General features: G+C 55.8%; 27 protein-coding genes and 1 pseudogene. 16 read left to right on the top strand and 12 right to left on the bottom strand.

The features are described 5' to 3' along the window. Positions 1-13 precede the first annotated feature (13 nt). Positions 14-808 carry an FRG domain-containing protein gene (locus R6258_RS10165; RefSeq protein ID WP_318449803.1) on the top strand — a complete coding sequence of 265 codons (795 nt, stop codon included), beginning with the start codon at positions 14-16 and terminating at the stop codon, positions 806-808. Then, positions 805-1929, top strand: coding sequence for a DUF262 domain-containing protein (locus R6258_RS10160; RefSeq protein WP_318449802.1), 1125 nt, complete (start codon positions 805-807; stop codon positions 1927-1929). Before R6258_RS10165 ends, R6258_RS10160 begins: the two co-directional genes overlap by 4 nt. 381 nt (positions 1930-2310) lie before the next feature. On the opposite strand, the gene R6258_RS10155 is transcribed toward R6258_RS10160, so the two are convergent. Both R6258_RS10155 and R6258_RS10150 read right to left on the bottom strand, forming a co-directional pair. Beyond that, positions 2311-3552: an FAD-dependent oxidoreductase gene (locus R6258_RS10155; protein ID WP_318449800.1), complete on the bottom strand. Its 1242-nt coding sequence runs from the start codon at positions 3550-3552 to the stop codon at positions 2311-2313. A gap of 394 nt (positions 3553-3946) precedes the next feature. Beyond that, complete coding sequence (locus R6258_RS10150; RefSeq protein WP_318449799.1) at positions 3947-4756, bottom strand: helix-turn-helix transcriptional regulator; 810 nt, start codon at positions 4754-4756, stop codon at positions 3947-3949. 108 nt (positions 4757-4864) lie between these two features. On the opposite strand from R6258_RS10150, the gene R6258_RS10145 reads away from it, so the two are divergent. Beyond that, positions 4865-5674: a sulfite exporter TauE/SafE family protein gene (locus R6258_RS10145; protein ID WP_318449798.1), complete on the top strand. Its 810-nt coding sequence runs from the start codon at positions 4865-4867 to the stop codon at positions 5672-5674. A gap of 67 nt (positions 5675-5741) precedes the next feature. On the opposite strand, the gene R6258_RS10140 is transcribed toward R6258_RS10145, so the two are convergent. Continuing rightward, positions 5742-6926 (bottom strand): epoxide hydrolase family protein, encoded by a 1185-nt coding sequence (locus tag R6258_RS10140; RefSeq protein ID WP_318449795.1) that lies wholly within the window; start codon positions 6924-6926, stop codon positions 5742-5744. Positions 6927-7078: 152 nt separating this feature from the next. On the opposite strand from R6258_RS10140, the gene R6258_RS10135 reads away from it, so the two are divergent. After that, the gene (locus R6258_RS10135; RefSeq protein ID WP_318449793.1) at positions 7079-7984 is read left to right on the top strand and encodes a LysR substrate-binding domain-containing protein; all 906 of its coding nucleotides are present in this window, start codon (positions 7079-7081) and stop codon (positions 7982-7984) included. Positions 7985-7990: 6 nt separating this feature from the next. On the opposite strand, the gene R6258_RS10130 is transcribed toward R6258_RS10135, so the two are convergent. From R6258_RS10130 to R6258_RS10115, 4 genes are all read right to left on the bottom strand, one after another. Then, a complete protein-coding gene (locus tag R6258_RS10130; RefSeq protein WP_318449791.1) occupies positions 7991-8152 on the bottom strand; it encodes a hypothetical protein in 162 nt (53 codons plus the stop codon). A 60-nt stretch (positions 8153-8212) separates the two neighbouring features. Next, entirely contained in the window at positions 8213-8338 is a 126-nt protein-coding gene (locus R6258_RS10125) for a hypothetical protein (protein ID WP_318449789.1), read from the bottom strand. 586 nt (positions 8339-8924) lie between these two features. Further along, on the bottom strand, positions 8925-9890 hold the full coding sequence (locus R6258_RS10120) for a putative zinc-binding metallopeptidase (protein WP_318449787.1): 966 nt from the start codon (positions 9888-9890) through the stop codon (positions 8925-8927). Between the two features lie 745 nt (positions 9891-10635). Then, complete coding sequence (locus tag R6258_RS10115) at positions 10636-10860, bottom strand: amphi-Trp domain-containing protein (protein WP_318449785.1); 225 nt, start codon at positions 10858-10860, stop codon at positions 10636-10638. A 511-nt stretch (positions 10861-11371) separates the two neighbouring features. Between R6258_RS10115 and R6258_RS10110 the strand changes: the two genes are divergently transcribed. From R6258_RS10110 to R6258_RS10060, 12 genes and pseudogenes are all read left to right on the top strand, one after another. Continuing rightward, complete coding sequence (locus R6258_RS10110) at positions 11372-11914, top strand: DinB family protein (RefSeq protein ID WP_318449783.1); 543 nt, start codon at positions 11372-11374, stop codon at positions 11912-11914. A gap of 239 nt (positions 11915-12153) precedes the next feature. Next, positions 12154-12558, top strand: a pseudogene (locus tag R6258_RS18880) (hypothetical protein); the annotation flags it as partial. Between the two features lie 37 nt (positions 12559-12595). After that, positions 12596-12763: a hypothetical protein gene (locus R6258_RS10105; RefSeq protein WP_318449782.1), complete on the top strand. Its 168-nt coding sequence runs from the start codon at positions 12596-12598 to the stop codon at positions 12761-12763. Next, the gene (locus R6258_RS10100; RefSeq protein ID WP_318449780.1) at positions 12750-12908 is read left to right on the top strand and encodes a hypothetical protein; all 159 of its coding nucleotides are present in this window, start codon (positions 12750-12752) and stop codon (positions 12906-12908) included. The genes R6258_RS10105 and R6258_RS10100 overlap by 14 nt, the downstream gene beginning before the upstream one ends. After that, positions 12871-14061: a HipA domain-containing protein gene (locus R6258_RS10095; protein WP_318449778.1), complete on the top strand. Its 1191-nt coding sequence runs from the start codon at positions 12871-12873 to the stop codon at positions 14059-14061. Before R6258_RS10100 ends, R6258_RS10095 begins: the two co-directional genes overlap by 38 nt. A gap of 13 nt (positions 14062-14074) precedes the next feature. After that, on the top strand, positions 14075-14548 hold the full coding sequence (locus tag R6258_RS10090) for a hypothetical protein (protein WP_318449775.1): 474 nt from the start codon (positions 14075-14077) through the stop codon (positions 14546-14548). 905 nt (positions 14549-15453) lie between these two features. Next, on the top strand, positions 15454-16098 hold the full coding sequence (locus R6258_RS10085) for a hypothetical protein (RefSeq protein ID WP_318449773.1): 645 nt from the start codon (positions 15454-15456) through the stop codon (positions 16096-16098). A 454-nt stretch (positions 16099-16552) separates the two neighbouring features. Continuing rightward, positions 16553-17962 carry a hypothetical protein gene (locus R6258_RS10080; protein WP_318449770.1) on the top strand — a complete coding sequence of 470 codons (1410 nt, stop codon included), beginning with the start codon at positions 16553-16555 and terminating at the stop codon, positions 17960-17962. A 277-nt stretch (positions 17963-18239) separates the two neighbouring features. Next, positions 18240-18551, top strand: a complete 312-nt coding sequence (locus tag R6258_RS10075) for a GNAT family N-acetyltransferase (RefSeq protein ID WP_318449768.1) — start codon at positions 18240-18242, stop codon at positions 18549-18551. Between the two features lie 211 nt (positions 18552-18762). Next, positions 18763-19377 carry a DUF6037 family protein gene (locus R6258_RS10070; protein ID WP_318449766.1) on the top strand — a complete coding sequence of 205 codons (615 nt, stop codon included), beginning with the start codon at positions 18763-18765 and terminating at the stop codon, positions 19375-19377. Then, positions 19343-20452, top strand: coding sequence for a DUF2971 domain-containing protein (locus R6258_RS10065; protein WP_318449764.1), 1110 nt, complete (start codon positions 19343-19345; stop codon positions 20450-20452). Before R6258_RS10070 ends, R6258_RS10065 begins: the two co-directional genes overlap by 35 nt. Before the next feature lie 129 nt (positions 20453-20581). Next, positions 20582-20884, top strand: coding sequence for a hypothetical protein (locus R6258_RS10060; RefSeq protein ID WP_318449762.1), 303 nt, complete (start codon positions 20582-20584; stop codon positions 20882-20884). Positions 20885-21312: 428 nt separating this feature from the next. On the opposite strand, the gene R6258_RS10055 is transcribed toward R6258_RS10060, so the two are convergent. From R6258_RS10055 to R6258_RS10035, 5 genes are read right to left on the bottom strand one after another with little or no spacing between them, the layout of a single operon-like run. After that, the gene (locus R6258_RS10055; protein WP_318449760.1) at positions 21313-22725 is read right to left on the bottom strand and encodes an amidase; all 1413 of its coding nucleotides are present in this window, start codon (positions 22723-22725) and stop codon (positions 21313-21315) included. 8 nt (positions 22726-22733) lie between these two features. Beyond that, entirely contained in the window at positions 22734-24017 is a 1284-nt protein-coding gene (locus R6258_RS10050) for a Zn-dependent hydrolase (protein WP_318449758.1), read from the bottom strand. 34 nt (positions 24018-24051) lie between these two features. Next, on the bottom strand, positions 24052-24747 hold the full coding sequence (locus R6258_RS10045; RefSeq protein ID WP_318449756.1) for an ABC transporter ATP-binding protein: 696 nt from the start codon (positions 24745-24747) through the stop codon (positions 24052-24054). After that, positions 24747-25508 carry an ABC transporter ATP-binding protein gene (locus tag R6258_RS10040; protein WP_318449753.1) on the bottom strand — a complete coding sequence of 254 codons (762 nt, stop codon included), beginning with the start codon at positions 25506-25508 and terminating at the stop codon, positions 24747-24749. The genes R6258_RS10045 and R6258_RS10040 overlap by 1 nt, the downstream gene beginning before the upstream one ends. Position 25509: 1 nt before the next feature. Further along, positions 25510-26550 (bottom strand): branched-chain amino acid ABC transporter permease, encoded by a 1041-nt coding sequence (locus R6258_RS10035; protein ID WP_318449751.1) that lies wholly within the window; start codon positions 26548-26550, stop codon positions 25510-25512. Position 26551 lies beyond the last annotated feature (1 nt).

Here is a 26551-nt window from a genome sequence, read left to right as displayed (position 1 = left end):
ATGAGGGGGGAGTATGCCTGTTGCGGAGGTTGAGGTAGAGTCGCTTTCAAACTTGGTAGAAGAGGTCTTGATAAAGAGCAGGGAGATGCCTTCAGATCGTTTTTTTTGGTTTAGGGGGTTGCCGAAAAAAAGTTACTCTTTGAAGCCCGGGTTGCTTAGAGATAATAAGAGCTACGAAGCTGTTAGGGAGAGGGAAGAAAGGCTTCTTGCTAGATTTAGGCAAAGAAGTATAGCGTACTGGAAAGACGGATATAACCAAAGTTTTTGGGATCAGCTTTTTTCTATGCAGCATTATGGTCTTCCTACTAGGCTGCTGGATTGGAGTGAAAATTTAATGGTCTCTGCATATTTTGCTTTGCAGTCCAGAGGGGCTGAAGATGATGCGAATGGGGATCCACCTGTGATTTGGTGTGTCGATCCAATTGAATGGAATAGGGGTACACCCTCTCTTTCAGGATATGGTGAAACTATTCATGTGCTTACAACGGTAAGTGAAGAAATTGAGAGCTATGAGCCAATGTCTCCTAGGAGACAGGTGAAGTATCCTGTTGCAATCTTTGGAACTCATAACTCCGAGAGGATAGTTGCGCAGCGTGGAACATTTTTTGTCTGGGGTAACTCTACCGATTCTCTAGAGGAGTTTTGTGAGGGGGACGTGACTGCCAACATGACAAGATATGTTTTAAGTGGAAGTCCAGCTTCGTACTTTAGGGATCTTCAGAGTTTAGGTTTTACCGAAACGATGGTTTTTCCAGAAATGTCGTATTTGGCGGAAGAGCTCAAGAGAACAGAGGGGTGGCGTATATGACTGAGAAAAGCTCTGAAAGGCTTGATAAACAAATAGAAGAGGCTAGGATGTCCGTCTCCGCAGATGGATACCCTATGAGTATTGGTGAGCTAACCAATATGTATAAAGAAGGGGAGCTGATAATTCGACCTGCCTTTCAAAGGTTTTTTCGCTGGAATGAAGTTCAGAAATCAAACTTAATTGAGAGTATTATACTTGGCATACCTATCCCTTCCGTTTTCGTGTCTCAGAACGATGAAGGAAGATGGGAAATCGTAGATGGTTTGCAAAGAATCTCTACTATTCTTGAGCTTCAAGGCGAGCTCCTTGATCCAAATGGTAAAAAGCTTCCGCAATTAATTATGACTGGTACGAAGTATCTGCCAGACCTTGAAGGGTGTAGTTGGGACTCTGAACATATAGATAAAAGCTTATCCAATGCGCATCGCCTCGATTTCAAAAGATCGAAAATGGACTTAAAAATAATAAAAAGAAGTTCTTCTAAGGACGCAAAGTACGATCTTTTTCAGCGGTTAAATAATTATGGTGCTCGTCTTTCACCACAAGAGGTTCGCTCGGCTCTTTTAGTCGCAGTGTCTCCTGAGTTTTATGAGTGGCTTGAGAGTCTTACTAGGGATGAAGGATTTTCAACGTCAGTTCAGATATCTGATAGATTGATTGAAGAGCGCTATGATTTAGAGCTTGTTCTTAAGTTTTTTGCGCTATGTATGTTTGGAAGCGAGGATTTAACTCTGAGCAAGTTGAGAGATTTTAATTCTGTTCTAGATGATTTCTCAGTGAAGCTGGCGTCTGACTTTCCGAACAATAAATATGAGCTAGAAGATCTTTTTGAAAATACGTTTGCAATCATAAGTGATTCCCTTGGCGCTGACTTCTTTAGGAAATGGGATAATGCTAGAGGGGAGTTTCGAGGTGCATTTCTCAATACCGCTTTCGAGATTTTTGCTGCGGGAATTGGTTTTAATGTGAGGGAGGGAAATAAGTTGGCAGTGGATTTTGGAGATATTGTTAAAAGATTTTGGAGTGAGCCTGGGATGCAGTCAGGATTTGCAACAGGTAAATCGACTGAGTGGAGGCTGGCAAGGTATGTTCCTATGGGTAGGGAACTGTTGAAAGGCTAATATTGTTTTAAAGTGGTGAGATGGGGTGTAAATTTTAAAAATCTTGTCTCGTAGCAAGCTGGACATATTGTCCGTAAATTGTAAGAGGCCGCTGTGATTTTGTCATTGGCGGCTTCTTTTTCTATTTCTCTGCTTGGGCATTTAACTTTACTTATGGCTGGACGGGTGTGTACTTACAGTGTCTGCAGTGGCAATATTCATCTTACATACGCTCCCGTGGACCTCTATAGTTAAGCAGTGTTTGTAATGCCCCTCTGGTTTCTGCACTTTAAGCGACTAATGCTGGGTGTTCTCGGCTTGACCACTCGTACAGGTATGTTACCCAAGCTATCTTTCGAAGCGGGCGTCTCAAGGGCGCCCGCTTTCGTACTGGCCTCACCTTCAAAAGCGATCGACGCGGAACGGGGCCATATCCACCTCAGGTTCTTCACCATCCATCATCTGGGCGAGCAGTTCGCCGGTGGCCGGGCCCAGGGTAAAGCCCTGATGGCCGTGGCCGAAGGCGAGCCATAATCCTGCCTTGTCGGGGGCGGGGCCGATCACCGGCTTCATGTCGGGCAGGCAGGGGCGGGCGCCTTTCCAGGGCTGGCTGTCGCGACGCCTGCCCAGCGGGAACAGCTTGCGTGCCACCTTCTCGGCGGCGCCCAACTGCTTGTACTGGGGTGGCGAGTTCAGGTCGGCAAGCTCGGCGCCGGTGGTCAGGCGAATCCCGGCACGCATCGGCTCGAGCAGGAACCCCTTCTCGGCATCCATCACCCAGTGGTTGAGCTTGGCCTCGTTTTCGGCGGAGTAGTGCATGTGGTAGCCGCGTTTCACGAACAGTGGCACCTTCATGCCCAGCCTCACCAGCAGTTCACCGGTCCAGGGGCCCATGGCCACCACGATATCCTCCGCCTCCAGAGCCCCCTCGCTGGTCTTGACCTGCCAGCCGCCCTCCACCTGGAGCACGTCTTCGACGCTGGCCTGCTTCACCTGGCCGCCCTGTTCGGCAAAGCTGCGGGCATAGGCTTGCACCAGGCCGCCGGGGTCCGAGACCATCCAGGGCTGCGTCCAGTGGATCGCCCCGATCAGCCCCTTGCCTAGATGCGGCTCCTTGGCGTAGAGCGCCTCGGCGTCCAGCACGTCATACTCGACCCCGAAGCGCTCGTGATTCTCTTGGGCCACTTGCTGGCGTTCCTCGAACGCCTCGCGGGTGCGGTAAAGCTCCAGCCAGCCGCCCTTGCGTACCAGTGCCTCGGCGCCTGCGGCTTCAATCATCGGCGCGTGGGCCTCCTGGCAGCGCATGATCAGCGACGCCCACTCGCGCACGATGCGCGCGTAGCGCTCACCGCTCGAGTTCAGCCAGTAGTCCAATAGCGGGCCCGCCGCGCTCATCATGCCGGTGGGGCGGTAGCGGATGTCCACCTGGCGATTGGGCAGCACCCGCAGCAGGGTGCCGATATCGCGCGGGAAGGCGTAGGGGCGCACTGCCTCACGCTGGATGATGCCGGCATTGCCGAAGGAGGTCTCGAGCCCCGGCTCGCGGCGGTCCACCAGCGTGACGTCATGGCCGCGACGCACCAGGTGCCAGGCCACGGATACGCCGACCATGCCGGCACCCAGAACGATGATATTGCGGGCCATGAAGGTCTCCCTGCCGATGGTTACGGAAAGCTCCGCCGCGAGGCAGAGCCGTCATGCAAGGGAGTTTATCAACACTTCCCATAAAATCGGCTATTTGCTGATAATTAAGATTTTAATTCTGTATTTTGGAGATAATGCCGAGTATTTGATCAGAAACATGGTTATGAAAAGGATTTGTTTTCGTAGCTGCTTCCTGAAGCCCTGCACGTGCCATTACCGAAGTGTCGAGGCGTTGCACAGCTGACCGCCATAGCCTGGGCACTAGTGTGACGGGTGCTCAACGCGGCGACGCTGATCTATTCGCACAAACATCCAACTGAGCCGGATGAAAAGACTTAGGGCCGCTAGCCTAGGCGCCCTTAGCGCGTTGTGAGCTTGGTGGCGCGGCTACACTTCAGTCTGCGCACCATGGTTGGGGCAGCTCTTCCTCCTGGCGTATAGCCGCGCGGACAAAGGCGGTCGGGGATTGGCCGAGCACCTTGCGAAACATGCTGGAGAAGGCGCCCGGGCTGTCGTAACCGAGTTCCAGCGCGGTTCGTGTAACGGAGCTACCGGATAGCAGCCTGGGGAGGGCGGCCATCAGGCAGGCCTGCTGGCGCCATACTGCGAACGACATGCCGGTCTGCTGACGGAACAGGCGATTGAAGGTGCGTTGACTGCGATGCAGTTGCCGCGCCCAGTCCTCGGGCAGGCTACGGATATGCGGCTGGCCGAGAAACTCCTTGCACAGGCTGGCGAGCTGAGAATCTTGGGGCAAAGGAGCAAACAGCGGCAACGCCGGAGCCAGTTGCAGTTCGTACAGCAGGAGCTGGGCGAGGGCGCCATCGCGACCGCTCTCGTCATAGAGCGCGGGCATGTTGGCGGAGGCCAGCAGTAGGTGATGCAGGAGCGGGGGCACGACCAGCACCTCGCAGGTGGGGGAGGAACGCGGAGCCGCGAGAGGCTCGATATACAGGCTGCGGGTACTGACGCCGTTCATCCGTACCCGGTGGCGCTTGCCCGCAGGCAACCAGACACCGCTGTAGGGCGGCACCATCCAGGTGCCGTCATCGGTGTCGACTTCCATCAAGCCCGTCATGCCGTAGAGAAACTGGCCGCGGCGATGAGTGTGAAAGTCGAGCAGGGTGCCTGGAGTGTAGTCGGTGCCGATGGCCACGATGGGCCGGGCCACATGATCCACGTCCGCCAGAGGGATATTGCGCATTTGTCCTCAGCGTGGCCGAAATACAACGATTATTGGCCAACTGGCGAACGTCGGCCACCCCTTATCGGAATATCGTTCCTGTCGTTGAGTTCCATCAGGAGAGTTCCGGTGTATAGCGTATTGCTTCTCTGCGGCGGGTTGGCTGGCGTGACGACCGTGCTGTTCGGTTTCGGTGGCGGTTTCGTCGTGGTTCCCTTGATGTACACCTTGCTGATTACCGTCCATGGGCCGGATAGCGAGACGGGTCTGGCGGCCATGCATATCGCGGTAGCCACCTCGACCGCACTGATGATCTTCGCTGCCTCCCTGTCGACATGGCGTCACCATCGGCGACGGACCGTGCAATGGCATCTGGTGCGTCCGCTGGTCGGCTATATCGCCATTGGTGCCGTGCTCGGCGCGGCAGCGGCAGTGTCGTTGAGTGGGGACTGGGTGCGCTGGGTGTTCATCGGCTATCTGATGATCACTATTGCGGATGCCATTCTGCGGCCCGGTTTCCTGCATCAGGTGGGTCGCGATGTGCGCCCCATGGGTCGCCTGGTGACGGCGATGACCGGTACCTTCATCGGCACTGTCGCCGCGTTTTTGGGTGTTGGCGGGAGCGTGATGACCGTGCCGCTGATGCGCCGCAGAGGGGCTAGCATGACGTTGGCCACTGCGATGGCCAATCCGTTGTCGCTGCCGATGGCGGTGAGCGGCACCGCGACTTATGTGTTGCTGTCGGCCAGCGATACCGCTTTGGGCGCCTGGTATGCGGGGTATGTGGACCTGCGTGCCTTGTTGGCGCTAGCGGTGGGGTCATGGCTCGGTATCCACCTGGCATCGCGATGGATCGGGCGCATTCCCGATCGCATTCATGCGGGGGTGTACCTGTTATTGCTGACGGTGGTGCTGGTGGTGATGGTCGTTATGAACTGAATCATACCGCCTGCGACGATCGCCCCTTGGGCTTACGCCTGTTATGCCAGCGTCAACAAAGTCATGATCAACGACCGTTAGCGGCCAGTACTGCCGCGAGGCCGTCTTGTAGATCCTTGACGAAATACTCGGGAACCTCCAGCGACGGAAAATGCCCCCCGGTTTCAGGCGTCGTCCATCGGACGATTTGCCGGTACCGCTCCTGTGCCCAAGTACGTGGACACTTCTCGATGTCGCGCGGATAAATGGTGATCGCCGACGGGACATCGACCCGAAGCTCAGGGTCGAGCGCGTTAACACCGCCGTGGCTTTCGTAGTAGATGCGGGCCGCCGATGCCCCGGTCCGCGTCAGCCAGTACAAAGTTACATCATCAAGAATGCGATCTCTGGAAATCGTCTCGAACGGGCTATCTTCGGTATCTGTCCACTCGGCGAACTTGTCGAGAATCCAGGCAAGAAGCCCGACTGGCGAGTCGACAAGCGAGTAGCCGATAGTCTGCGGTCGGGTCGCTTGTTGTTTCGCGTAAGCTGAGCGGTGGCGCCAGAAGTCGTGGGTTTCCTCGGCCCATTTGCGTTCGTCCGCCGTCAGCCCGTCCGTTGTCAATCCAGGCGGTGCCTGCGCGAGCACTGTGTGGATGCCAAGAACGTGCTCCGGGAACCTGCCGCCGAGGATCGTGGTAATCACACCTCCCCAGTCGCCGCCGTGGGCTGCGAACTTGCTGTAGCCGAGCCTTCCCATTAGCTCCACCCATGCGGCCGCGATCTTTTCGACCCCCCACCCGGTGGTGGCCGGCTTGTCGCTGTAACCGAAGCCTGGTAGCGACGGGACCACGACGTGGAACGCTGGCGCGTCTGGATCGTTCGGATCCGCCAGCTCGTCTATTACATCAATGAACTCGGCAACGCTGCCTGGCCAGCCGTGCGTCAAGATCAGAGGGGTGGCATCCGCGCGGGCGGATCGGCGGTGCAGGAAATGGATTCCCAGACCGTCGATAGTCGTGCGGAACTGGCCGATCCGGTTGAGGCGCGCCTCGAACGACCGCCAGTCGTACTCGGTGCGCCAGTAGTTCACAACCTCGACGAGACCGGCAAGAGGAACGCCCTGTTCCCATCGGCGAGAGTCGGGCGCGGGGCGATAGACCGTCTCAGCTTCCGGCAGACGCGCCGCGGCCAGCCGCACGCGAAGGTCGTCGAGGTCATCGTCAGTTGCGTGGGCTTCAAATGCGTGCACGTTGGTGGTTGGACGGTTCATGAGATGCCCCTGCCGAAGTGAGCTACCGTGGCAGTACGTTAGAAAAACTGTATGCCATCCTGATTCAACCTACGTTTATATGATCTAAAAGCTAACAGATGAGGGCGTTTGGGGCCTGTCAGAAAAGTTGAGTAACTGTTAGTTTTTCTATCATGAGAAAAAGAAACGATATCTCTTGGCTGCCGCTGAATTCCCTTCGTGCATTCGCGGCGGTCCGTGAAACCGGCTCTGTCGGTGCTGCTGCGGATAGGCTCAATGTGACGCATGGCGCAGTAAGCCAGCACCTACGGGGCTTGGAAGAGCGCTTGCAGCGCAAGTTGTTTACCCGTTCCGGCAATCGTCTGGTCATGCTGCCGGAAGCCGAAGACTTGGCCGATAACCTGCTGCGGAATTTCAGGGCGATTGCCGGTGACATTGACCAGTTCCGGCGTGACGAAAATATCCTCAATATCACCGTGACGCCGCATTTCGCCCAGTATTGGCTGCTGCCACGCCTTGGCGAGTTCCTGCAGCGCCACCCGGAAATCGATTTGCGCATCAATGCCGATGCGACAGTGCATGATCTTGCACAAGGTGATATCGATGCCGCTGTCCGGCACGGCGACGGTAACTGGCCGGGGGTGAATTGCGAAAGGCTTCTTGAAAGCCGGCATATCGTCGTGGCGGCGCCATCGATCCTGGAGTCTGTTTCCATCCAAACACCTCAGGACCTGACCAAGCTGCCATGGATTCTGGATGAAGACCGGGATATCGAAATGTCTAACTGGTTCGATGATCACGGCTTGGCCCATCGAGCTCATACGCGGATTACCCGGCTGCCTAGCGCGCTGACGCTTGTCGCGGCACTTGATGGGTATGGAGTGGCATGGCTACCCCATGTTTATGCTGCGCCTTATTTGGCCAGTGAGCGCTTGGTGCAATTATTCAGCGACGACCAGTGGCCGGCCCAGAATACACGCCACTATTACTTGTGCTGGGCAGACAACAAGAATCGGCCGGCTTTCAGGAAGTTCCGGCAATGGATAAGACGACAACTTTCAGGAGAGTCGGGTAACTAGCCAGCTTCAGAGCGAGGCCCCAATGAACGTCAGTTTCTCGATCAGGCGCTCGTTGGCCAGGCCCACGGCCAGGTCGCCATTGCCGCCGCGCAGGACGGCCGGTGAGCGTCCAGTCGATGTTGTCGTGCTGAGCGTGGCGCCGTGCCAGAAGGCGAGGAAGCCCTCCACCAGCGGTAGGTCGATGCGTCGCGCTCGGTTCTCAGGTAAGCCATCATCGCGTGCCAGTCGTTAAAGGGGTAGAGCCTGCCGTCGGTGTGCGCCTCCCCAGGCGGCTGCCAGTTCCTGCCAGCGCTCGCCGACGTCCTGGCCGGTGGGCAGCCGCCACAACAGCGTCGAGGCCTCGATCATATCCATATCCAGCACCACGGCGCTGCACGCCTGGCGGATCGGGTCGGATCAATTCCGGCCTTCCGCTGTGCGCTTCGGGATAAGGCCCGTGAGTCGGCCCTGACCGCCCAGGACTCCCAAGATAGTAATCGCAATTCCGATCAGTTGTGCTGATTGCGGAACGATACCCATGGCCAGAGCCACGGACCGCGATGCCGACGTTCCAGAATAGATAGGCCAGTACGGAGCCAGCGATCCCCATCCATAGTGTCGCCAGCAGACTGATCCCGGATCCCGCGACTTAGGCTTTCCTATTTATTTAATTACTCTCTTAATTGAATTAATTAGCAATTATATGGGTTGGGGTGATAGTGGTTTATTATTGTTAATATGTTTTTGTTGAGCAAGGGTTGCCAAGCAAGGAAGAGCAAGCACGCTGATGGATCTAGCATCAAGGATGCACAAGCAGGATGCTTGTGGAGTGGCAGGGAAGCTCAACCCGGTCCATGTGACCGGGCTCTATTAATTCTGCATCAAATCTTCTCTATCTGCTTCACCCACCTTCCGCCGTGCATTATGGACTTTCTTCTTCTAAAGCCAGGCCCATGCGGTATTAACGTCCCTGAGCTCCCCGGCGAAGCCAGTCATGCACAAAGGCTAGTTTGCGGCGCGCGGCGTCTGACAACACGAACGGATAGAGGTCCGAGAGCCCCATCGAGCGATTGACGTTGTTGACCCCTACAGCCAGTGAAGCAGCAACATAGATCAGGCGCTCGGCATCTGGTTCCGAATACGGATCCCAGTTTTGGCCCGGTAACTGGGGCGAGGACAGGCCCGCCGCAACGAAGCTGTCGGCTATGTCGGTCAGGTGCAGCAGATGCGCTGTAGTCTCGGCCCAGTCTTCGTGTGGATGCGCAGAGGCGTAGGTAGTCAGGAAACGCTGCTTCCAATCGGGAGGCGGGCCATCATTATAGTGATGCTGAAGTGCTGTCGGGTAATCCGCCCGCTCGTCGCCGAACATGGCACGGAAGGCATCGAGAAAGTCAGTGCGCAAGCTGAGCCGCCACCAAATCATATGCGCTATTTCATGACGCATATGGCCGATCATGGTTCGGTAGGGCTCCTCCAATGCTTGACGACGCGTAGTCCGCAGAACAGGATCCGCCTCGGCAACGCTGATAGTCACCACGCCCTCGACATGCCCCATGGGCACCGGGGTTGGCCCCTCGGCAAGCATGTGGAAGATGGGTCGAACGCCCGGATCCTCCGGCCTGAACCAGCTCCAACGCCCCAGGTTATCGAGCACCCAGCGCTTGGCGGCCTCGGTCTGTGCCCAGTTCGGAATGGCGTTGGGGATAGCGGGATCTGGGGCAAGCGCCGTCATAGAACAGGACTGACAGAAGGCACCTTGTTCGGGAGCGATCCAATTACAGCTGATGACTTCACGATTGGCGCAGAAGGGTGGCGTGGGCAGGAAGGCCCGCGCCTGCGGGTCGTAAGCTACAGGTATGCCATCCGCAGTAGCGAGGTTGTCGAACCAGAGTGAGCCGGAACCGACAGGATTGGAAAAAACACGCATATAGGGTCTCCGTAAGGTCCAAGGTCCGAGATTTCTTTCTTTATATCCCCGCCCATGGATCAGTATAGAAATACTCGTGATCCAGGGCATTACGATTGCCTTTTGATGCGTGCCTGTAGCCTCGCCTCGATGCGGCAAGGCTGACTGTTCCCTTGGGTGGGGCATCATTGGTAGGGGCTGGCTGCTGTTCGCCTGTGGCGGCCCTTCTCGCTTCTGTGCGATGCAGTGCACGCTATGTGTCAGTGATCTCCTAAACACACCGAGCCAGATGTTCGACTCACCCGGGAGAATTCCACGATTATGGCGCTTCTCTAGCGCTTTCGACCCTCATGGCCCTGCCATGTAGAGGCGTGCAGCCCACCCTAGCTGGGCACCGCAGTGTAGCTTGCCATCTAACCTTGGGATCTCCGCCAGCATGCGGTCACCATGTAAAGCAAACCAAGGTTTGCTTGTGGTGCGAGAATCGCTTAGGTGCGAGAGGAGGGGGGCAGTGCAGGTGGCGATGCTAGTGATAAGGTCGGCTTTTGGCCGCAATTGGCCAGTGAACTGTGCCTCATGAAAAATCAGGCCGACTTGGAAGAACCGCTCCACGACTCGCAGCCGATAGGGGCCTTCGCTGTCTATGACTACGGAATGAACGAGTTCGACGAGGTGCGGCCTGATCCGCTTGCCTCGAGTTAGGTGCTCCAGGTCCTGTTACATACCTATCGCTGGGAGGTGCAATCATACGATCAGATGAGCTGATTTATTGATGTTGCCATTTGATCTGAAATTCTATTTCTTCTTCATCATCTGACCGTTCGTGTTCGATGGAGAATTCGGCTCGGACGGGGACATAGATACGCTCGCCGGCAATCTGAATGTCGAAACGTTCGCCGTTCTCGATGGCATCTGCCAGTCGCCGTAGCTTTGCCACGAAGTCGGCCTTCGGATAGCCTTTCTCTACGTCTCTCTCGCCTTTGGATCCCATTGTTCTTCCTCGGTGACATCGTTACCGTCAGCGCCGGTGGCACTAGCCGGCTCTCATCTAGTCTAGCACTGCACCCACATCTTCTACCCGACGGCGCAAGCTAAATTCAACATCTCCGAAACCACTCAGGCGTTCTGAAGCGTTCGATGCCTGGCATAGATCCGCCTGTGCCGGCGATGATAAGACGAAAGCGGCGGTTGCCAGCATGCCGGCAAGTAAGCACAACAAGAGTAATCGTTTCATCCCTGCACCGGGGTAGTTATGGTATCGCTGCGTGTGAGGTACGCTCAGTGCGGCGTTGCTCTTGCCATGGAAGCAAGACAGGAAGCGATAGGGCGCCGTCCCTGGCTTCCATCCTTGGCAATTGCTATCCATCAACTAGCAATGTAACGCTATGTAATGGTCGCGTTTGTAAGAGATTACCGACAAGGCATGTGCGAAATTGCCGCTAGTGAGGAGACAGGCTGCATTGAGCTCGGCACAGTGGGCGCACGGACATGAAGGAATTCAGATGAGCCTGAAAAAACAATTTGAATTACTAGCCACCTACAACCAGTGGATGAACTCGAAGGTTTATGTGGCCGCGGGCCAGCTCTCTGCGACAGATTTGGCGAAAGACCGAGGGGCCTTTTTTGGCTCTATCTTGGGAACTCTGAACCATATCCTCGTTGGTGACACCATCTGGCTCAAACGGTTTGCTACCCATCCGTCCTGCCTGAACTCGTTGCGGGTGGTCGCCGATCTTCAAAGTCCGACGAGCCTGGGTCAGATACTCTTTGACGATCTTGGTAGATTATCTGAGCAACGGATCTGGTTGGATCGTCAGATCATCAACTGGATAGCCGAGCTATCCGAAGGCGATCTGGATTTCGTTCTCAGCTACCACAACACCAAAGGAATTTCTGCTCAAAAACGGTATTCGAGTATGGTTCTTCATTTCTTTAACCATCAGACTCACCATCGAGGGCAGGTTTCTACTTTGTTATCACAGGCGGGAGTGGATATCGGGGTTACTGACCTGTTGGCTCAGATTCCGGATGAAACTCATGTATAACCAGCCGCACTTGCCGGACAATTTCCACCGTGTTGCGGCCAGCGCTCCGCCTGTTCTTCGCTGGCGAAGCATAACGCAATCTCATAGTTCCCACCGCGCGCCGGTGACTTCGCGCTTATCGACCTGAAGGGGCACTGCAGTTCGGCGGCGATCAATACCATGGGGTGTGGTGAGTTCACGAATCGGGGCAGGCCACACCGCGCGTACGGGCCTGCGTCAGCAGCCATGCCTGCACGGCCATGCCCGATAGCGCCACGAGTCCGGCGGCGATGGAGAGCGTGTCGACAGGCATCTGTAGCGCTAGGCGAGCCCACCGAGCGAGGCGCCGAGGGCGCTCCACAGCACGATTGATTCAGGTAATGGGCACCAACTGCTTGAGCAATAAGCATTTCAAGTCTCATCTCATAGTATTGTGGGTAATAAAATGCTCATCTTCTTGCTATCTATACAAGCCGCATCATAGTGAGCACTTGAATGCTCATAAGATGTCTAATGAGTATTTAAATGCCCAATTTGGCGAGATGGCAATGAAACGGCCGCGCAGCTACTTCCGCGTCACCAGTCAGGCGCTCTCGATCCTCGGCAAGCTGATCAAGGCTGGCCGCTTGGAGCGTGAACTCACCGCTGCGGAACTGTCTGAACGCGCAGGCATCTCGCGTAAGACCCTCCGCAACATCGAAAATGGCCGAGATCGGCATCGTCTTCGAGGTCGCCACACTCGTTGGCGTGTGGCTGTTCGATGTCGACGACCGGGCAGGTGCGATGCATAACGCCCATCTCGAGGAAAAATTGACGCTGCTGCCGGAGCGGGTTCGCCCGAGCAGGCAGGAGGTCGATGATGCCTTCTAGGCTGACGCAGCCACGAGAGGCCTATGTCTGGATCTGGTTGCCTGAAGAGACACAACCCGTGGTGGCCGGTCGCGTTACGCAGCACGGCGATAGCTACAGCTTCAACTATGGCGCCAGCTACCTGGCGCGCGATCCCGATCTATGACCCCGAACTGCCACTGCGCCGCGGCCTGATCGAACCAACCGCTGGCCTGTCGATGGCCAGTTGCCTGCGTGACGCCTCGCCCGATGCCTGGGGGCGCCGGGTGATCATCAATCGTCTGATGGGGGGCAAGGCCGCTGGCGCCGCAGCTGACGACATCTCCGAACTCACCTATTGGCTCGAATCGGGGGCGGACAGGATTGGTGCCCTCGACTTTCAGCATTCCGCCACGGAATACGTGCCTCGCCTCAAGGCCGAGGCATCTTATGAAGAGTTGCTGGAAGCGGCTGAACGGATCGAGAAGGGCGCCCCGCTGACGCCAGCCCTCGATCAGGCATTGAACCACGGCGACTCGATTGGCGGTGCCCGCCCGAAAGCCCTGGTCGACCATGGCGGTCGCAAAATGATCGCCAAGTTCTCGTCGATTACGGACATTTACAGCGTCGTGAAGGCGGAATTCACCGCCATGAAGCTGGCGGCTGCCTGTGAGCTCAATGTCGCCCCGGTCTCGATGACCGCGGCGGCCGGCAAGGATGTGCTGCTCATCGACCGCTTCGATCGCATCAAATCAGGGGCTGGCTGGCAGCGAAAAGCGATGGTGTCAGCGCTGACGATGCTCGGCCTTGACGAAATGATGGCGCGCTATGCGTCTTACGAAGACCTTGCCGAAGTCATCCGTCATCGCTTCACTGATCCGAAGCAAACGCTGCGAGAGCTCTTCGCTCGGATCGTCTTCAATATCCTGTGCGGCAACACGGACGATCATGCCCGCAACCATGCCGCGTTCTGGGACGGCAGGATGCTCTCGTTGACCCCAGCCTATGACATCTGCCCGCAGGGGCGAACGGGCAACGAGGCGACGCAGGCGATGCTGATCAAGGGCGAAAACCGTATGAGTACGCTGCACAGCTGCCTCGCGGCCGCCCCGGATTTCCTGCTCAATGACCAACAGGCCCAGGCCATCATCGAGAACCAACTGGTCATGATCGCCGGTGCATGGGACGGGGTCTGCGAGCAGGCCAAACTGACCGAGACCGACCGCAGACTTTTTGCCGGCCGACAGTTTTTGAACAGCTACTGCGTCGAAGGCCTCGGCGCCGCGCATAGCACGATACTGGATGGCTTTGCGGCCGCACGTGCGCAGTTACTCGGCTAACAAGGCGGCGAGGGTGTTCGGCTTCGACCGGCAGCCGGCCGAGTATCGCAATCTGCTCTGGATGCTGTTCACCGACCCCGAGCTGCGCCAGGTGATTGCCGATTGGCCGACCCAGGCTCCACGCATTCTCTCCAGTTTTCGGCGCGACTACGCGCGGGCGGATGGCGATCCCATCATCGCCATCCAAGTGAAGGAGCATTCAGCGCACTCGCCCGACTTTTTCCAGTGGTGGCGCCGCCACGAGGTGGATGCCCCGCGCCAGGGCGTGCGTGCGCTCGAGCTCGATGGGCTCGGCAAGGTCGGCTTCGAGCACACCCGCCTGATCGTCGACGAAGGCCGGCATCTGCGCCTGGTGGTCTACTCCGTGCAGGAGACGGACCTCAGGCCAAAGCCTTCGCCCGCTGGGTGGCTGGCGAAAGAGAGGAATAGCCGATTAGCCGCCGCTACGGCCCGGCCTCGCCCTGCGCGACGAGCGGCTGGGGAATGAGCGGCCGAGCGGCTGATGAGCGTCACCCAGAATTACCGGCTTCCCCAAACTTGCCGGTAAGTCTCATTGCAAAACGTTACCGAGCGAGGCTAAGTAGAGTTAAGCCTCTGGGCTAGCGGCCGATAGAAAATACAAAGAGAACAATGCATAGCGAGTCGCAGGGAAAGGATGTCATCCCCGGGCGGTAGTGTGTCTGGGTGTGTGATCGCAGCAGGTGCCCTCGGGAGCTGTGGCGTTGGGTGACCCCATGAGGCCTGACTTGCATGCTAGGAATGATCAATGGTGTTTGAAGCTTGGCAAGGCAGCGTCTGCTTTCGACCCAGAGCGGACGGTCCGAGGAAGGCCGCATGCGCGTTCAAGGGTGTTATGCAGCAGGCACGGTTATTGGTGTTATGTTGCCGAGTATACTTAATGACGAGCTATTTCAATAGGTTAATGACCTGTCACCATACTCAATAACATTGTTGAACGCGCGTGCGCGTTTAAGTCAATAAACGAACACGCTGTCTAATACCTGTTAAAAGCTATGAATGATTGTACCGAGTGCGAAGATCTGCAAAACAAATTTGATATTTCACATCCGTCAGAGCTTAGGAAGGCCATGCGGGTTGCGAAGGATAACGTCGCTGACGGAACGCTCTGTGTTGTCGGCGGAAATGATGAGGCCTGGGCTACTCCTTTTGATCAGGTTTCTGCTGAAGGACCATGGGACGATATTGTTCATTACAAATTCAAGTGCAATCATTGTGGTAGGAAGTTTTTGCTGTCGGCTGAAACATATCATGGAAGAGGCGGCTCATGGTCTGTGTGTGCATAGCAAAGGCTTTTAACAAGGCCATCAAATTCGCTCCCTACGGTCGCCGGACGCTCGCAAGCTCGCGCCGTTAGCTTTCAAAGGAAGAAGAATGTCATCTTTAATTTTTTACACGGATGAGTCGCAGGCTCTAATTGCAACAGACACTTTAGCTGTTGATGCTCATGGGAATCCCGCATTTTTTTGTTCGAAAGCAAACCATATTCCGCATTTAAAAATGATTATTGCTGGTACTGGGGCTGGAGGTTTTTCGAACGAATGGGGTTTGCAGGCTTCAACTAGGATGGTCGTAAAAGGCATTCACAATCTAGATTACCACACTCCTGAAAGGTTGCGTGCTTTATGGAGCGAATACAAAGAAAAGTACTCTTTGCCAAAAAGTTTCACAACCACTGTATATCAATTTGGCATATCCGAAGAAACGGAAAGCGTTGTTGGTTTTGCCTATCGGTCAACCAACAATTTTATGTCAGAGGAGATTGGTTATGGTGCTGGAGTAAAGCCCGAGTGTGATGTTTTAGAAGGTAACTTGATTGAATTGCTCTCTACGATGATGGAACAGCAACGATTTATTCAAAACTCTGCTCCAAAAAGCGAACGTGTTTACATTGGTGGTGAGATTATTGCGTTTCACTTAACCGCTAATGGTTGCAATACTTTTAAAATTAGTGAGTTTGATGACTTTTCCGAACATGTGGCATTCATATTTGATAATTATGAGAGTAATAAAAGCTAACAAGGCCATGCACGGGATGCCAAAAAGCTGCGTTCGTTCCACTCACTACACTTTTTGCCACCTGTGATGGCGACGTTAGGCACTAGAAGTGTGGCTTGCTTTTTGGGGTTTCTACGTCGATTCAAGACATCAGCAAAATAGGTATTAAATAGGGGAAGAGGTGTCGAGCAACTATTGTTATGAATTCGTGTGTTTTGTTCCGCTTGATGCGAATGCTCCGAGATTCTTTGGTTTCTCCGAATTTCTTGCTGGACTAGCGCTCATGGTATTGGCATGGACAATAGCGGATGTGCGCTACCGCTTTAGGGTTAGAACGACACCGTTACCGCTCCAAGGGATAACATTCTCTGTGGTAGCAGCTGTGGGCGTTTTGACCCTACTGACGGATCTGTGGCGTGCGGAGCAATGGCTGGTTCCACGAGGGAATCTCTTGACGCCATCAGGATGGCAGGCCTTGCTCGGAGGTATTTTTCTTCTGACGTTTCTAACATGGGCATGGTTCGCTTTCATTCGTCCTCCTGTCTTTGGTAAGAGGAATGCCCAGCGGTATGGCCAAATCCTTTATCGGATTATTCTCAAAGGCTCTCCGTCTGAGCTATCTGTGATTGCAGATGAAGTTGCCCGCTCGGCGAAGTCGTTGATTCGCCACGCCACGGATAAGGGCGAGTTTAAAAACTACCGTAGGCACGAAAAGGAAGATAAGAACCCGCCGAAGGTGACAGCCTGTGCTAATGATATATTGCTCCTGATTGCCGATAAGAGGTTCTGTAGGGAAATTGTCGAATCGTCCCCCGGTACTGCGTTAGCTGTGTTCTACGAGATTGGCGAGACACAGAAGTATGGCGTCCCAGTAGAGATTTTCTCCAAGAATATCGTGAACGAGGCCCTCGCAAATAAGGATTCCTTCCTATTCCATGAAGCCGAAGGGTACGAATCCGGCTTGATCGGCTATCACAAGCCTTTGAGCCAAGCCATGTTCTCAAATTACAAGATGGTTGAGGTAATCGGAACACTTTTAGACCCAGACATATGGGACAAAAGAAAGTGGGATGCTGCGCAATGGAAAGCATACTGCCGGGTAGTTCTAATGACCCTCCGCGATTATGTGGAGAATGATTTCTGGAACCACTCCTTCGTGCTGTACCGCGCAAAGGGCTACATTGAGCACGCTGCATTCGATCTCTACAAAATTGATGGAATCGCGAACAGTGGCTGGGATGACGATGTACAAGCGAGGCTTCGAGTTGTCGTTGAATTCATCAAGGACGCAAGCGAGGTTCTCGAAAAGAGGGGGGTTCCTGAGGGCCTCCAGCTAAGAGTTCGGGAGGAGCGTGGTAGGGAATCCTTCTATGATCACCTGGTTGCCATAATCTTCGAGGTCATATTCTGCGCATCCGCAGTTCGGTCCCCTGCCAGCCAGTGTTGGTGGATCCAGCATAACTCCGTCTGGGGTGAGCTGTTCAACTTCAGAAGTCTAAATGCAGCTGCTGGCAAGGTAGTGAAGTTCAAAGTGCGTCGTCTTATCTACAATGAGATAGCAGATATGGCGCGCTTCCCAAACTTTAAGGGGGCTAGGATTATTGGCTTCTGCTTGAACGTGATGGGAATCACCGTCACGGATCAGGACTATTTTCACGACAGTAGGGCACTACAGAAGGCGGTACTATCGTGGACGAAAAAAAATTATGCGTGGCTGCACTCCTACAACCCGAACGTAGCTGAAGCGTGTTTGGTCGATGGCATTACGTATGACGAGGGTAATCGACGTTTGGTCAAAACTTACCCGGTCGAAGGTTTGAGACGCGAGCCAAAGTATGTTTACTTTGATGTGGACCCGCCACCGCCCGAAGTAGAGAATCCCTAGAATGGTCATGCACTATTAGGATGAGAAAAAAGCGCCTAACAATCGGCTGCACAGCGACCGATTTTCCGCCGCTTCGCGGCTCCAATCGGCACGTGAGCCGGGCGTTAAGCCTCATAGGAGAAATAGTGCATATCCGTCGTTTTCGTATTGGTGATGAGCGTGAGCTTTTCGAAGTCTTTCACTCGGCGATTCATCTTGTTGCAAGCCGCGAGTACACACCGGAGCAGATTAATCCTTGGGCGCCGGTAAGCTTGGATCAGGAGCTTTGGGCACGGAAATGCGTGACATCAAGCCATTTGTCGCAGAGATTGATGAAATGATTGTTGGCTATGCCGATGTGCAGCCTTCTGGCTATGTTGACCACTTTTTCGTCTCGGGATTTCACCCAAGTCAGGGAATTGGAAAGTTACTGATGTCGACTCTTCATAGTGAGGCAGTATCGCTTAGTTTAACAGAATTGATATCCGACGTTAGCCGGACGGCACAGCCTTTCTTTGAAAAGTTCGGGTTCGGTATAATTGAGCGACGGGCACCCGAGTTGCGGGGAGTAGTCGTTCCAAATGCACTCATGCGTAAGATTTTGCCGTGACGAGGCTTAACCAGTCCATTAAGTTCGCGCACTTCGTGCGCTGGACCTCATTTCACTCGGCCGCTTATGGCGTGCGTTATATTCATGCGGACCTAAATGCATTTAGTTTAAAAATGTGGAGCTGGTCATTCAAACGATACATCTGATAAATATGCTTTATATTTTTACTGAGCTTTGATATTCGCAGTGTAAATCTTTGATTAAGGATAGCATGAATATATTTGAAAATTTCAAGCTACTTAAAGCTGATATGGAAGAAAAAGGTTGGGCTATTGAAGCCTTTTCCTTTAAATATAAAAAAGTAGACTATGTGGTTTTAGTGAAGCTCTATCAAAGTAATGAAGTTAAAGAGAGTCGATATGCTCTCTTAAGAGTAGAGTTTCTTAAAACACATGATTTCAATGATAGTCTAGTTGTTCCTGCAAATGTTCGAGAGCTTCTAGCAGATGCTCAAACTTTGAGAGAGTATTTTGGTATTGAGTGGTCTGAAAATCTTGGCGAGATTTTACGCCAATTTAGCGAACACTTTGCTCAATTTATACCTGGAAAAGTTGATTTGTCGAAAAGCAATACGCTTAAGAGAGCGATGATAAAATCGCTTTCCGAAAGCGATAGCGAAGATCCATGTAAGATATATTGTTATGCTATTCGTAGAAATCCGGATAACGGGAAAAGATCTATATTCAACGACAATAAGTCTAGGCTGTTACGTCCAAAGCTATATGGAAAGATGTTGGGTGATCATACAGTTAGTTTTTGCTACTCGTCGAGTAGTGATCGAGAAAAAACTGATGCCGAAGTTATTAAAAATTTTACCAAAAAATAAGTTAGCAGGTCATTTAATAAGTATAAAATATAACAAGCGCAGGCACGACGACGGCTTTTCCGTTTCGGTTTCGCCTCCACTACAAAGCTGCGTGTGCTGCGGGCGTTATGTTGTCAAATTAGAGTCAGAGTTAAAAAATATGGATTGGTTTCAAGAATATAAAGAGTTGGTTTTTTCAGAGAGTATATCTGTAGAAAATATCGATAGAGCCATGTCTTTGAAGTATGATCATATTCCAAGTATACTTTATAAGTACCGATCTATTAACGAATATTCTCTGAAAAATTTAGAAGAAGACACAGTTTGGCTATCTGACCCAAAGAACTTCAATGATCCATACGATTGCTCATTTCATCATGAAGTAGCGATAGATCCTGACAATTCAGATTTAGTTTTATCAATGGCTCATGAGAATGGGTTGACAGATGGGTTAACTGAAGAACAAATTCAAGCAGTCAGAGAGAGTGAAAGCCCTACAATTAAGCTACTTGAACTAAGTTATCCTGATGAACCTGAATTCGGTCGCTCTTGTGGTGAGGCTCTAAGTCATGCGATGAAAGAACATGCGAATGCTTTGGTTCGAGAAACGTCCGAGGGTTTTAAGGGGATGTTTAAAATCTGCTGTTTCTCTGAAAATCCAAAATCCATACTAATGTGGTCGCACTATGCTGATTATCATTCAGGGTTCTGTATAGGGTATGACTTTTATGAGTTAGGTGATAAAGACTTAAGGGCTAGGTCAATTTACCCTGTCGTTTACTCTGATGAAATGTTTGATGCTACCGATGTGTTTGGCCCAACTAAAAATGTAGATAACATACTCTACCTAAATCAAACTGCACTTATTAAAAGTGCCGAATGGTCTTATGAAAAAGAGTGGCGGCTTGTGTTTGGGAATATGCTCATAAAACAAGAAGTTTCTTATCGTATGCCGAAACCAAAGCGTGTGATTTTAGGCGCAAAAATATCTTTTGACAACGAAGAGGCTATCCGGAAAATATGTGATAGAAAAAACATTGAAGTTATCAAGCTTTATATGAAGCATGATCAATTTGTCCTTGATGTCCAGAAGTGACTACATAACAATTGATTTCTAATGACGCCTACGGCGCACCTTAACCTAGCGTTAAGTGTAAATATGGATCGAACCAGGAAAGATAAGCTTCAGTTAATCAACAGGTATCTTTACAGAACCTTGATAAAGATGTTCACGCCAAAGGTCTCTCGTGATTTCGAGCACCTCATCGAGGACCTGACGGAATCCGAGGAGTCATTCGGGCGTAAGATTGACAACGCGTACGAAGCCCTCCAGAGCACCTCGCGGTTAGTAGAGCGGCTTGAAGGCGAGTTGAGTCGAAAAATTGCTGATGTCGAGCGTCTCAAAGGTGAGTATGAGCGCTTCTCACAACTTGCCAAAGTCGAAGAGGGCAAGGCGCGAGCCATCGGTAGGCAACTGGAATCAAGCTTTAATAGAGGAAAGACTAAAGAGCGAGAATTCGCATTTTAATCAATTTGGCTGCCGGCCTTATTTTGTTTTTGGTGGGCGTTATTTTGTTTGTGGTGGGCGTTATTGCAGGGCCCTATCTTACGTCATGGCTCGGCGTAGGCACTTAACAAGGCCATCAAATTCGTTCCGGCCTTCGGCCTCCACCGGACGCCCGTGTCAGGGCGCCGTTTATGGCTGGCGTTATATCTACTCTGGCTTAACGTCTGCTTCTGGCCGTTAGCTGACCGATGGGTACGACAGAAGTAGATGTTTGATCCGGTGAAGTAATGGTTCAGGTCGCCATGCATCGCCCCGGGCATTCTAGACACCCGCCAGGCCCTGAATGTAAGCCGTTGTCACGCTGACCCCGGCTCGTGAGCTGCCTCTGAAGGTTGGATACCAACCGATGTAGGGGCGGTTAACGAGCCGGGGTTTTGTTTTTTGGCCTTTCAGTTAGCCGGCGGCTGTAGGGTCGTCAGCCGGGTTTCCAGCAGTCGCGCGGCATGCATGACCTTTAGATCCTCGAACTTGGGGCCAACCAGGTGCAACCCGACGGGGAGCCCCTGGCCGTCGAGGCCGCAGGGCAGGGAGGCCGCGGGTTGTTGCGTCAGGTTGAACGGGTAGCTGAAGGGCGTCCAGTCCATCCATTCCTTGTACGGGCCGCCGGGTGGTGTGTTGTGGCCCGCCGCGAAGGGCGCGATGGGCATGGTTGGCGTCAGCAGCAGGTCGTAGCGTTCATGGAAGCTGGCCATGTGTGCGGTCAGCTCCGCCCGCTGTCGTCGTGCGGCCAGGTAGTGCTGCAGGGAAATGTCGCGGCCGCGCCGGGCGATATCCAGGAAGCCGGGGTCGAGCCGTTGCTGTTGTGCTTCGTCCAGCCGTTCCAGCACCTGGCTTGCACCGGCAAACCAGAGCGTGTTGAAGGTCTCGATTGGGTCCTGGAATCCCGGGTCCACGTACTCGACCGTCGCACCGAGTTCTTCCAGCAGGCCCACGGCCTTCTCCACGCAGGCGGCAATGTCCGGGGCGACTTTCACATAGCCAAGGTCGGCGCTGTAGGCGATACGCCAGCCCGTCAGGTCGGGCGGTGGCGGTGTCAGCCAGGCCGGGCAGCGCGGGTTGCCGGCATAGCCGTCGCGTGGGTCCGGCTGCGCGATGACATTGAGCATGAGCGCGCTGTCTTCCGCCGTGCGCGTCATGGGGCCCAGGTGGGAGAGCGTACTCATGGCGCTTGCGGGCCACTGGGGGACCCACCCGAAGGTGGGCTTGATGCCGAAGGTGCCGGTGAAACTGCAGGGGATGCGAATCGATCCGCCGGCGTCGCTGCCCTGATGCAGCAGGCCCAGGTTGAGCGCGGCGGCGGCGCCGGCCCCGCCGGAGGAGCCGCCCGGGGTCAGCCGGGTATCCCAGGGGTTGCGGGTTATCCCGTGCAGCGCGTTGTCGGTGACTCCTTTCCAGCCGAATTCGGGGGAGGTGGTCTTGCCGAGGAGGACCGCCCCGGCGTTGCGCAAGTGCCGGCTGATGGGCGCATCCGTATCCCAGGGGCCGTCGGGGTTGCTGGTCGCCGAGCCCATGCGGCAGGGCATGCCACGGGTGGGCGTCAGGTCCTTGATGGTGATCGGCACGCCATCCAGCTCGCCGCAGGGCTCGCCTGCCTGCCAGCGGGCTTCGGATTGCCGGGCGGCTTCCAGCGCCTGCTCGGCGCCGACATACGAGAAGGCGTTGACGCGGGGGTTGTCACGTTCGATACGCGCCAGGCAATCCTCGACGAGTTCGACGGGCGACAGCGCCTTGCGACGAAATTGCGCAAGCGCCTGGCTGGCGGTGATCCGGGCCAGTTCAGTGGGAGCATCGGGGTGTGTCATGGCCGGCTTCACCCTTCTTTCTGCTGGTCGACGCCGGCCGCCTGCACGACCGCCCGCAGCAGGACGTTGCATCCATCGTGCAGGTCGCTCTGGCTGGCGAACTCGCTCTCGTTATGGCTGATGCCGTTCTCGCAGGGCACGAAGATCATCGCCGCGGGCGCCACGCGGCCGATGAAGATCGCGTCATGACCGGCGCCGCTGACGATATCCATGTGCGAAAGCTTCAAGGCTTCGGCCCCCTGGCGAATGGCGCTGACGCATTCCTCTTCGAAGTACTGCGGCGCGAAGTCGGCGGTGGGAGTCAGCGTGTGTTCGAGGCCATGGCGCTGGCAGACCTCGTCGATGGCCCGCTCCAGGGCGTGGGCCATCTCTATTAGCGCCTCGGGCGTCAGGTGGCGAAGATCGATGCTCATCTTCACTTCGCCGGGTATGACGTTGCGCGATCCGGGATGGACCGCCAGCGAGCCCACCGTGCCGCGACCATGCGGCGCATGCTCCAGGGCGATCCGGTTGACCGCCTGGGTCAGTTCGGCGGCGCCCAGCAGGGCGTCCTTTCTCAGGTTCATGGGCGTGGGGCCGGCGTGGGCTTCCATGCCGGTGAGGGTAAGATCGAACCAGCGTTGCCCCAGCGCACCGATGACCACGCCAATGGTGCGTTCGGTGTCTTCCAGGATCGGGCCCTGTTCGATGTGCGCTTCGAAATACGCCTGGATCTCGGAGGTCGCCACGCTGTCCTGGCCCCGGTAACCGATGTCGTCCAGCGCCTGGCCCACCCTGATGCCATCGGCGTCGGTGTGGCCGAGCATGTCGTCCAGCCCGAGCTGGCCGGCGAACACGCCGGACCCCATCATGCAGGGGGAGAAGCGGCAGCCTTCTTCATTGGTCCAGGCCACCACCTCGATGGGGGCCCGGGTGCGAATGTCGTGCTGGTTGAGCGTGCGAATGACTTCGAGTCCCGCGAGCACGCCGAAGCAGCCATCGTACTTGCCGCCGGTGGGCTGGGTGTCGATGTGGCTGCCGGTCATCACGGCGGGGGAGTGCGGCTCGCTGCCGGCCCGGCGGGCGAAGATATTGCCGATGCTGTCGATACGGATGGTGCAGCCTTCCGCCTTGCACCAGTCGATGAACAGGTCGCGGGCCTGGCGGTCCAGGTCGGTCAGCGCCTGGCGATTGACGCCGCCCTTGGGCGTGGCACCCAGCCGGGCGAGTTCCATCAGGGCGTTCCAGAGTCGTTGGGCGTCGGTGCGCGGCAGGGCATGAGCGGTTGCGGCCGGGGTGATCGCTTGAGTCATGGTGATGTCCTTGTCGGTGTTATACGGGGGCGTCTCACGCGCTGAGCGCCAGGTAACGGTCGCGAATGGCCGGGTCGGCCTTGAAGGCGTCGGCGCGGCCCTGGTAGACCACTTGCCCCTGCTCGAGGATGTAGTGGCGGTCGGCAACGGCCTCGCACACTCGCAGGTTCTGTTCCACCAGCAGCACGGGGAGGCCTTCTTCGCGAATGGCGGTGAGGATCTTGATGATTTCGTCGACGATGACCGGCGCCAGCCCTTCGGTCGGCTCGTCCAGCAGCAGGATCTTCGGGTCGTTGAGCAGCGCGCGGGCGATGGCCAGCATCTGCTGCTCGCCGCCGGAGAGGGCATTGCCGCTGTTGCGACGACGCTCCTCGAGCCGCGGGAACCAGCGGTAGATGTCGCCCAGCTGCCAGCGGCTCTGCTTGCGCGTGGCGATGCGCAGGTTTTCCTCCACGCTCAGGATGCCGAAGATGCCGCGATGCTCGGGCACCAGCGCGATTCCCTGGCGGGCAATGCGAAAAGGCTGCATGCCGCGAATGTCGTGGCCGTTGAAGGTGATGTTGCCCTGACGCGTGTCGACCAGCCCGACGATGCTTTTCAGGGTGGTGGTCTTGCCGGCGCCGTTGCGTCCCAGCAGGGTCACCAGCTCGCCGGCTTCCACCTGCAGCGAAACCCCTTCCAGGACGTGGCTCTTGCCGTAGTAGCTGTGGATGTTTTCGAGCTTGAGCATCAGGCGGCCTCCCCGAGATAGGCTTCGCGGACCCGTTGATCGTTGCGCACGCTGTCGGGCGTGCCCTCGACCAGTACCTGGCCGCGGTTCATCACGGTAATGGTGTCGCTGATCGACATGACGATGCTCATGTTGTGTTCGATCAGCAGGATGGAATGATCCTTGCCCAGCTCGCCGATCAGGCGCGTCATGGTCGGAATGTCGTCGATCCCCATGCCCGAGGTGGGCTCGTCCAGCAGCAGAAGTTTGGGGCGGGCGCAGATGGCCATGCCCACTTCGAGGATGCGCTGCTGACCATGGGAGAGTTCGCCGGCGGGAATGCCGGCCCGTTCGGTCAGGTTCAGGCGCTCGAGCACCTCGTCGGCCGTGTCGATGTGGCGCTTGCGGGTGTCCAGGCGCTGCCAGAAATTGAGCGCCTTCCAGCCGTCCACGCCCTGCGCCGCCAGGCGCAAGTTCTCGTGGACGCTGAGTTCCTGAAACAGGCTGGTGATCTGGAAGGAGCGCGCCATGCCCAGCCCCACGCGGCCATGGGCCGGCTGGCGGGTGATGTCCCGGCCATCGAGCAGAATGCGTCCGTTCGTGGGGCGGCGTTCCCCGGTCAGGCAGTGGAAAAGGCTGGTCTTGCCGGCGCCATTGGGGCCGATGACGGTATGGATGGTTCCGGAGTGAATGCGCAGGTCGACCCCGCCCACGGCCTTGAAGGCACCGTAGGCCAGTTCCAGTTGGCGCGTTTCCAGCAGGGGAGCGTGCGAGTTGGTCATGTCACGCCTCCTTGTCGTGCGATGCCGCACGGCGTGCACGCTGCAGCAGGCTGGTCAGCCCACCCCACAAGCCGCCGCGCATGAAGATCACCACGGCGATCAGCGCCACCCCCAATAGCAGCATCCAGCGTGGCCAGATGGCCGAGAGGATGTCGCCGAGCAGGACGATGCTGCCCGCCCCCAGCAGCGAGCCGAACAACGAGCCGGTGCCGCCGATGATGGTCATGATCAGGATCTGCTCGGACATCAGCAGTTCGATGTTCGACAGCGGCGCGAAGTTGAGCAGCATGGCGTAGAGCGCTCCGGCCAGTGCGGTAATGGCGCCGGATAGCACGAAAACCATGATCTTGAACAAGCGTATGTCGTAGCCCAGCGCCGCGGCCCTTGCCTCGTTCTCGCGAATCGCCAGCAGGGTGCTGCCGAAGGGCGAACTGGTGATGCGTCGGGCCATGATGTAGATCACCGCGAACAGCACGGCGACCAGCCCGTAGAAGGCCAGCGGCGAGGCCAGGCTGACGAAAGTCGTGCCGCCCAGGGCGATGGGCGGGCGCGGAACGCCCAGCAAGCCGTTGTCGCCGCCCGTCCAGTCGCTCAGGGTATAGGCGAGAAAGTAGGCCATCTGGGTCAGCGCCAGCGTCAGCATCACGAAGTAGATGCCCTTGCGGCGAATGCACAGCAGGCCGACCAGCAAGGCCAGCACGGCCCCTACACTCAACGCCAGCAGCAGGGCGCTGAACAAGCCCAACTGCCAGTGCAGCATGCCCAGGGCACTGCAGTAGGCGCCCGCCCCGAAGAAGATCGCCTGGCCGAAGGACAGCAGGCCGGTGTACCCCAGCAGCAGGTTGCAGGCCAGCGCCGCCATGGCAAAGATCAGGATCTCGGTGGCCAGCGTGGCCGAAGGCAGCACGACGGGGAGCAGGATGACCACGCCAAACATGGCGAGCGTCGTCCCCGGCGCCCAGCGGGCCCGGCCCGGGCGGGCCAGAGGGGCGGCGCCGTTGCGCTTCGCCGAAGAAGCGACGGCGGCCGTTTTGGTATCCATA

It is taken from the genome of Halomonas sp. HP20-15 (assembly GCF_033446685.1).
Lineage (GTDB): Bacteria > Pseudomonadota > Gammaproteobacteria > Pseudomonadales > Halomonadaceae > Modicisalibacter.
The sequence above is the reverse complement of the archived record's forward strand: the minus strand, read 5'-3'. Positions and strand labels throughout refer to the sequence as shown.

Bases quoted from the DNA above. Each gene is read 5' to 3' on its own strand.
- R6258_RS10140 (WP_318449795.1), bottom strand. From the start codon at position 6,926: ATGAACCGTCCAACCACCAACGTGCACGCATTTGAAGCCCACGCAACT.
- R6258_RS10165 (WP_318449803.1), top strand. From the start codon at position 14: ATGCCTGTTGCGGAGGTTGAGGTAGAGTCGCTTTCAAACTTGGTAGAA.
- R6258_RS10135 (WP_318449793.1), top strand. From the start codon at position 7,079: ATGAGAAAAAGAAACGATATCTCTTGGCTGCCGCTGAATTCCCTTCGT.
- R6258_RS10120 (WP_318449787.1), bottom strand. From the start codon at position 9,890: ATGCGTGTTTTTTCCAATCCTGTCGGTTCCGGCTCACTCTGGTTCGAC.
- R6258_RS10095 (WP_318449778.1), top strand. From the start codon at position 12,871: ATGGCGCCAGCTACCTGGCGCGCGATCCCGATCTATGACCCCGAACTG.
- R6258_RS10060 (WP_318449762.1), top strand. From the start codon at position 20,582: ATGTTCACGCCAAAGGTCTCTCGTGATTTCGAGCACCTCATCGAGGAC.
- R6258_RS10150 (WP_318449799.1), bottom strand. From the start codon at position 4,756: ATGCGCAATATCCCTCTGGCGGACGTGGATCATGTGGCCCGGCCCATC.
- R6258_RS10160 (WP_318449802.1), top strand. From the start codon at position 805: ATGACTGAGAAAAGCTCTGAAAGGCTTGATAAACAAATAGAAGAGGCT.
- R6258_RS10155 (WP_318449800.1), bottom strand. From the start codon at position 3,552: ATGGCCCGCAATATCATCGTTCTGGGTGCCGGCATGGTCGGCGTATCC.
- R6258_RS10075 (WP_318449768.1), top strand. From the start codon at position 18,240: ATGCGTGACATCAAGCCATTTGTCGCAGAGATTGATGAAATGATTGTT.
- R6258_RS10110 (WP_318449783.1), top strand. From the start codon at position 11,372: ATGAGCCTGAAAAAACAATTTGAATTACTAGCCACCTACAACCAGTGG.
- R6258_RS10035 (WP_318449751.1), bottom strand. From the start codon at position 26,550: ATGGATACCAAAACGGCCGCCGTCGCTTCTTCGGCGAAGCGCAACGGC.
- R6258_RS10040 (WP_318449753.1), bottom strand. From the start codon at position 25,508: ATGACCAACTCGCACGCTCCCCTGCTGGAAACGCGCCAACTGGAACTG.
- R6258_RS10065 (WP_318449764.1), top strand. From the start codon at position 19,343: ATGCCGAAGTTATTAAAAATTTTACCAAAAAATAAGTTAGCAGGTCAT.
- R6258_RS10105 (WP_318449782.1), top strand. From the start codon at position 12,596: ATGGCCGAGATCGGCATCGTCTTCGAGGTCGCCACACTCGTTGGCGTG.
- R6258_RS10100 (WP_318449780.1), top strand. From the start codon at position 12,750: ATGATGCCTTCTAGGCTGACGCAGCCACGAGAGGCCTATGTCTGGATC.
- R6258_RS10055 (WP_318449760.1), bottom strand. From the start codon at position 22,725: ATGACACACCCCGATGCTCCCACTGAACTGGCCCGGATCACCGCCAGC.
- R6258_RS10045 (WP_318449756.1), bottom strand. From the start codon at position 24,747: ATGCTCAAGCTCGAAAACATCCACAGCTACTACGGCAAGAGCCACGTC.
- R6258_RS10115 (WP_318449785.1), bottom strand. From the start codon at position 10,860: ATGGGATCCAAAGGCGAGAGAGACGTAGAGAAAGGCTATCCGAAGGCC.
- R6258_RS10050 (WP_318449758.1), bottom strand. From the start codon at position 24,017: ATGACTCAAGCGATCACCCCGGCCGCAACCGCTCATGCCCTGCCGCGC.
- R6258_RS10070 (WP_318449766.1), top strand. From the start codon at position 18,763: ATGAATATATTTGAAAATTTCAAGCTACTTAAAGCTGATATGGAAGAA.
- R6258_RS10125 (WP_318449789.1), bottom strand. From the start codon at position 8,338: ATGGATATGATCGAGGCCTCGACGCTGTTGTGGCGGCTGCCCACCGGC.
- R6258_RS10085 (WP_318449773.1), top strand. From the start codon at position 15,454: ATGTCATCTTTAATTTTTTACACGGATGAGTCGCAGGCTCTAATTGCA.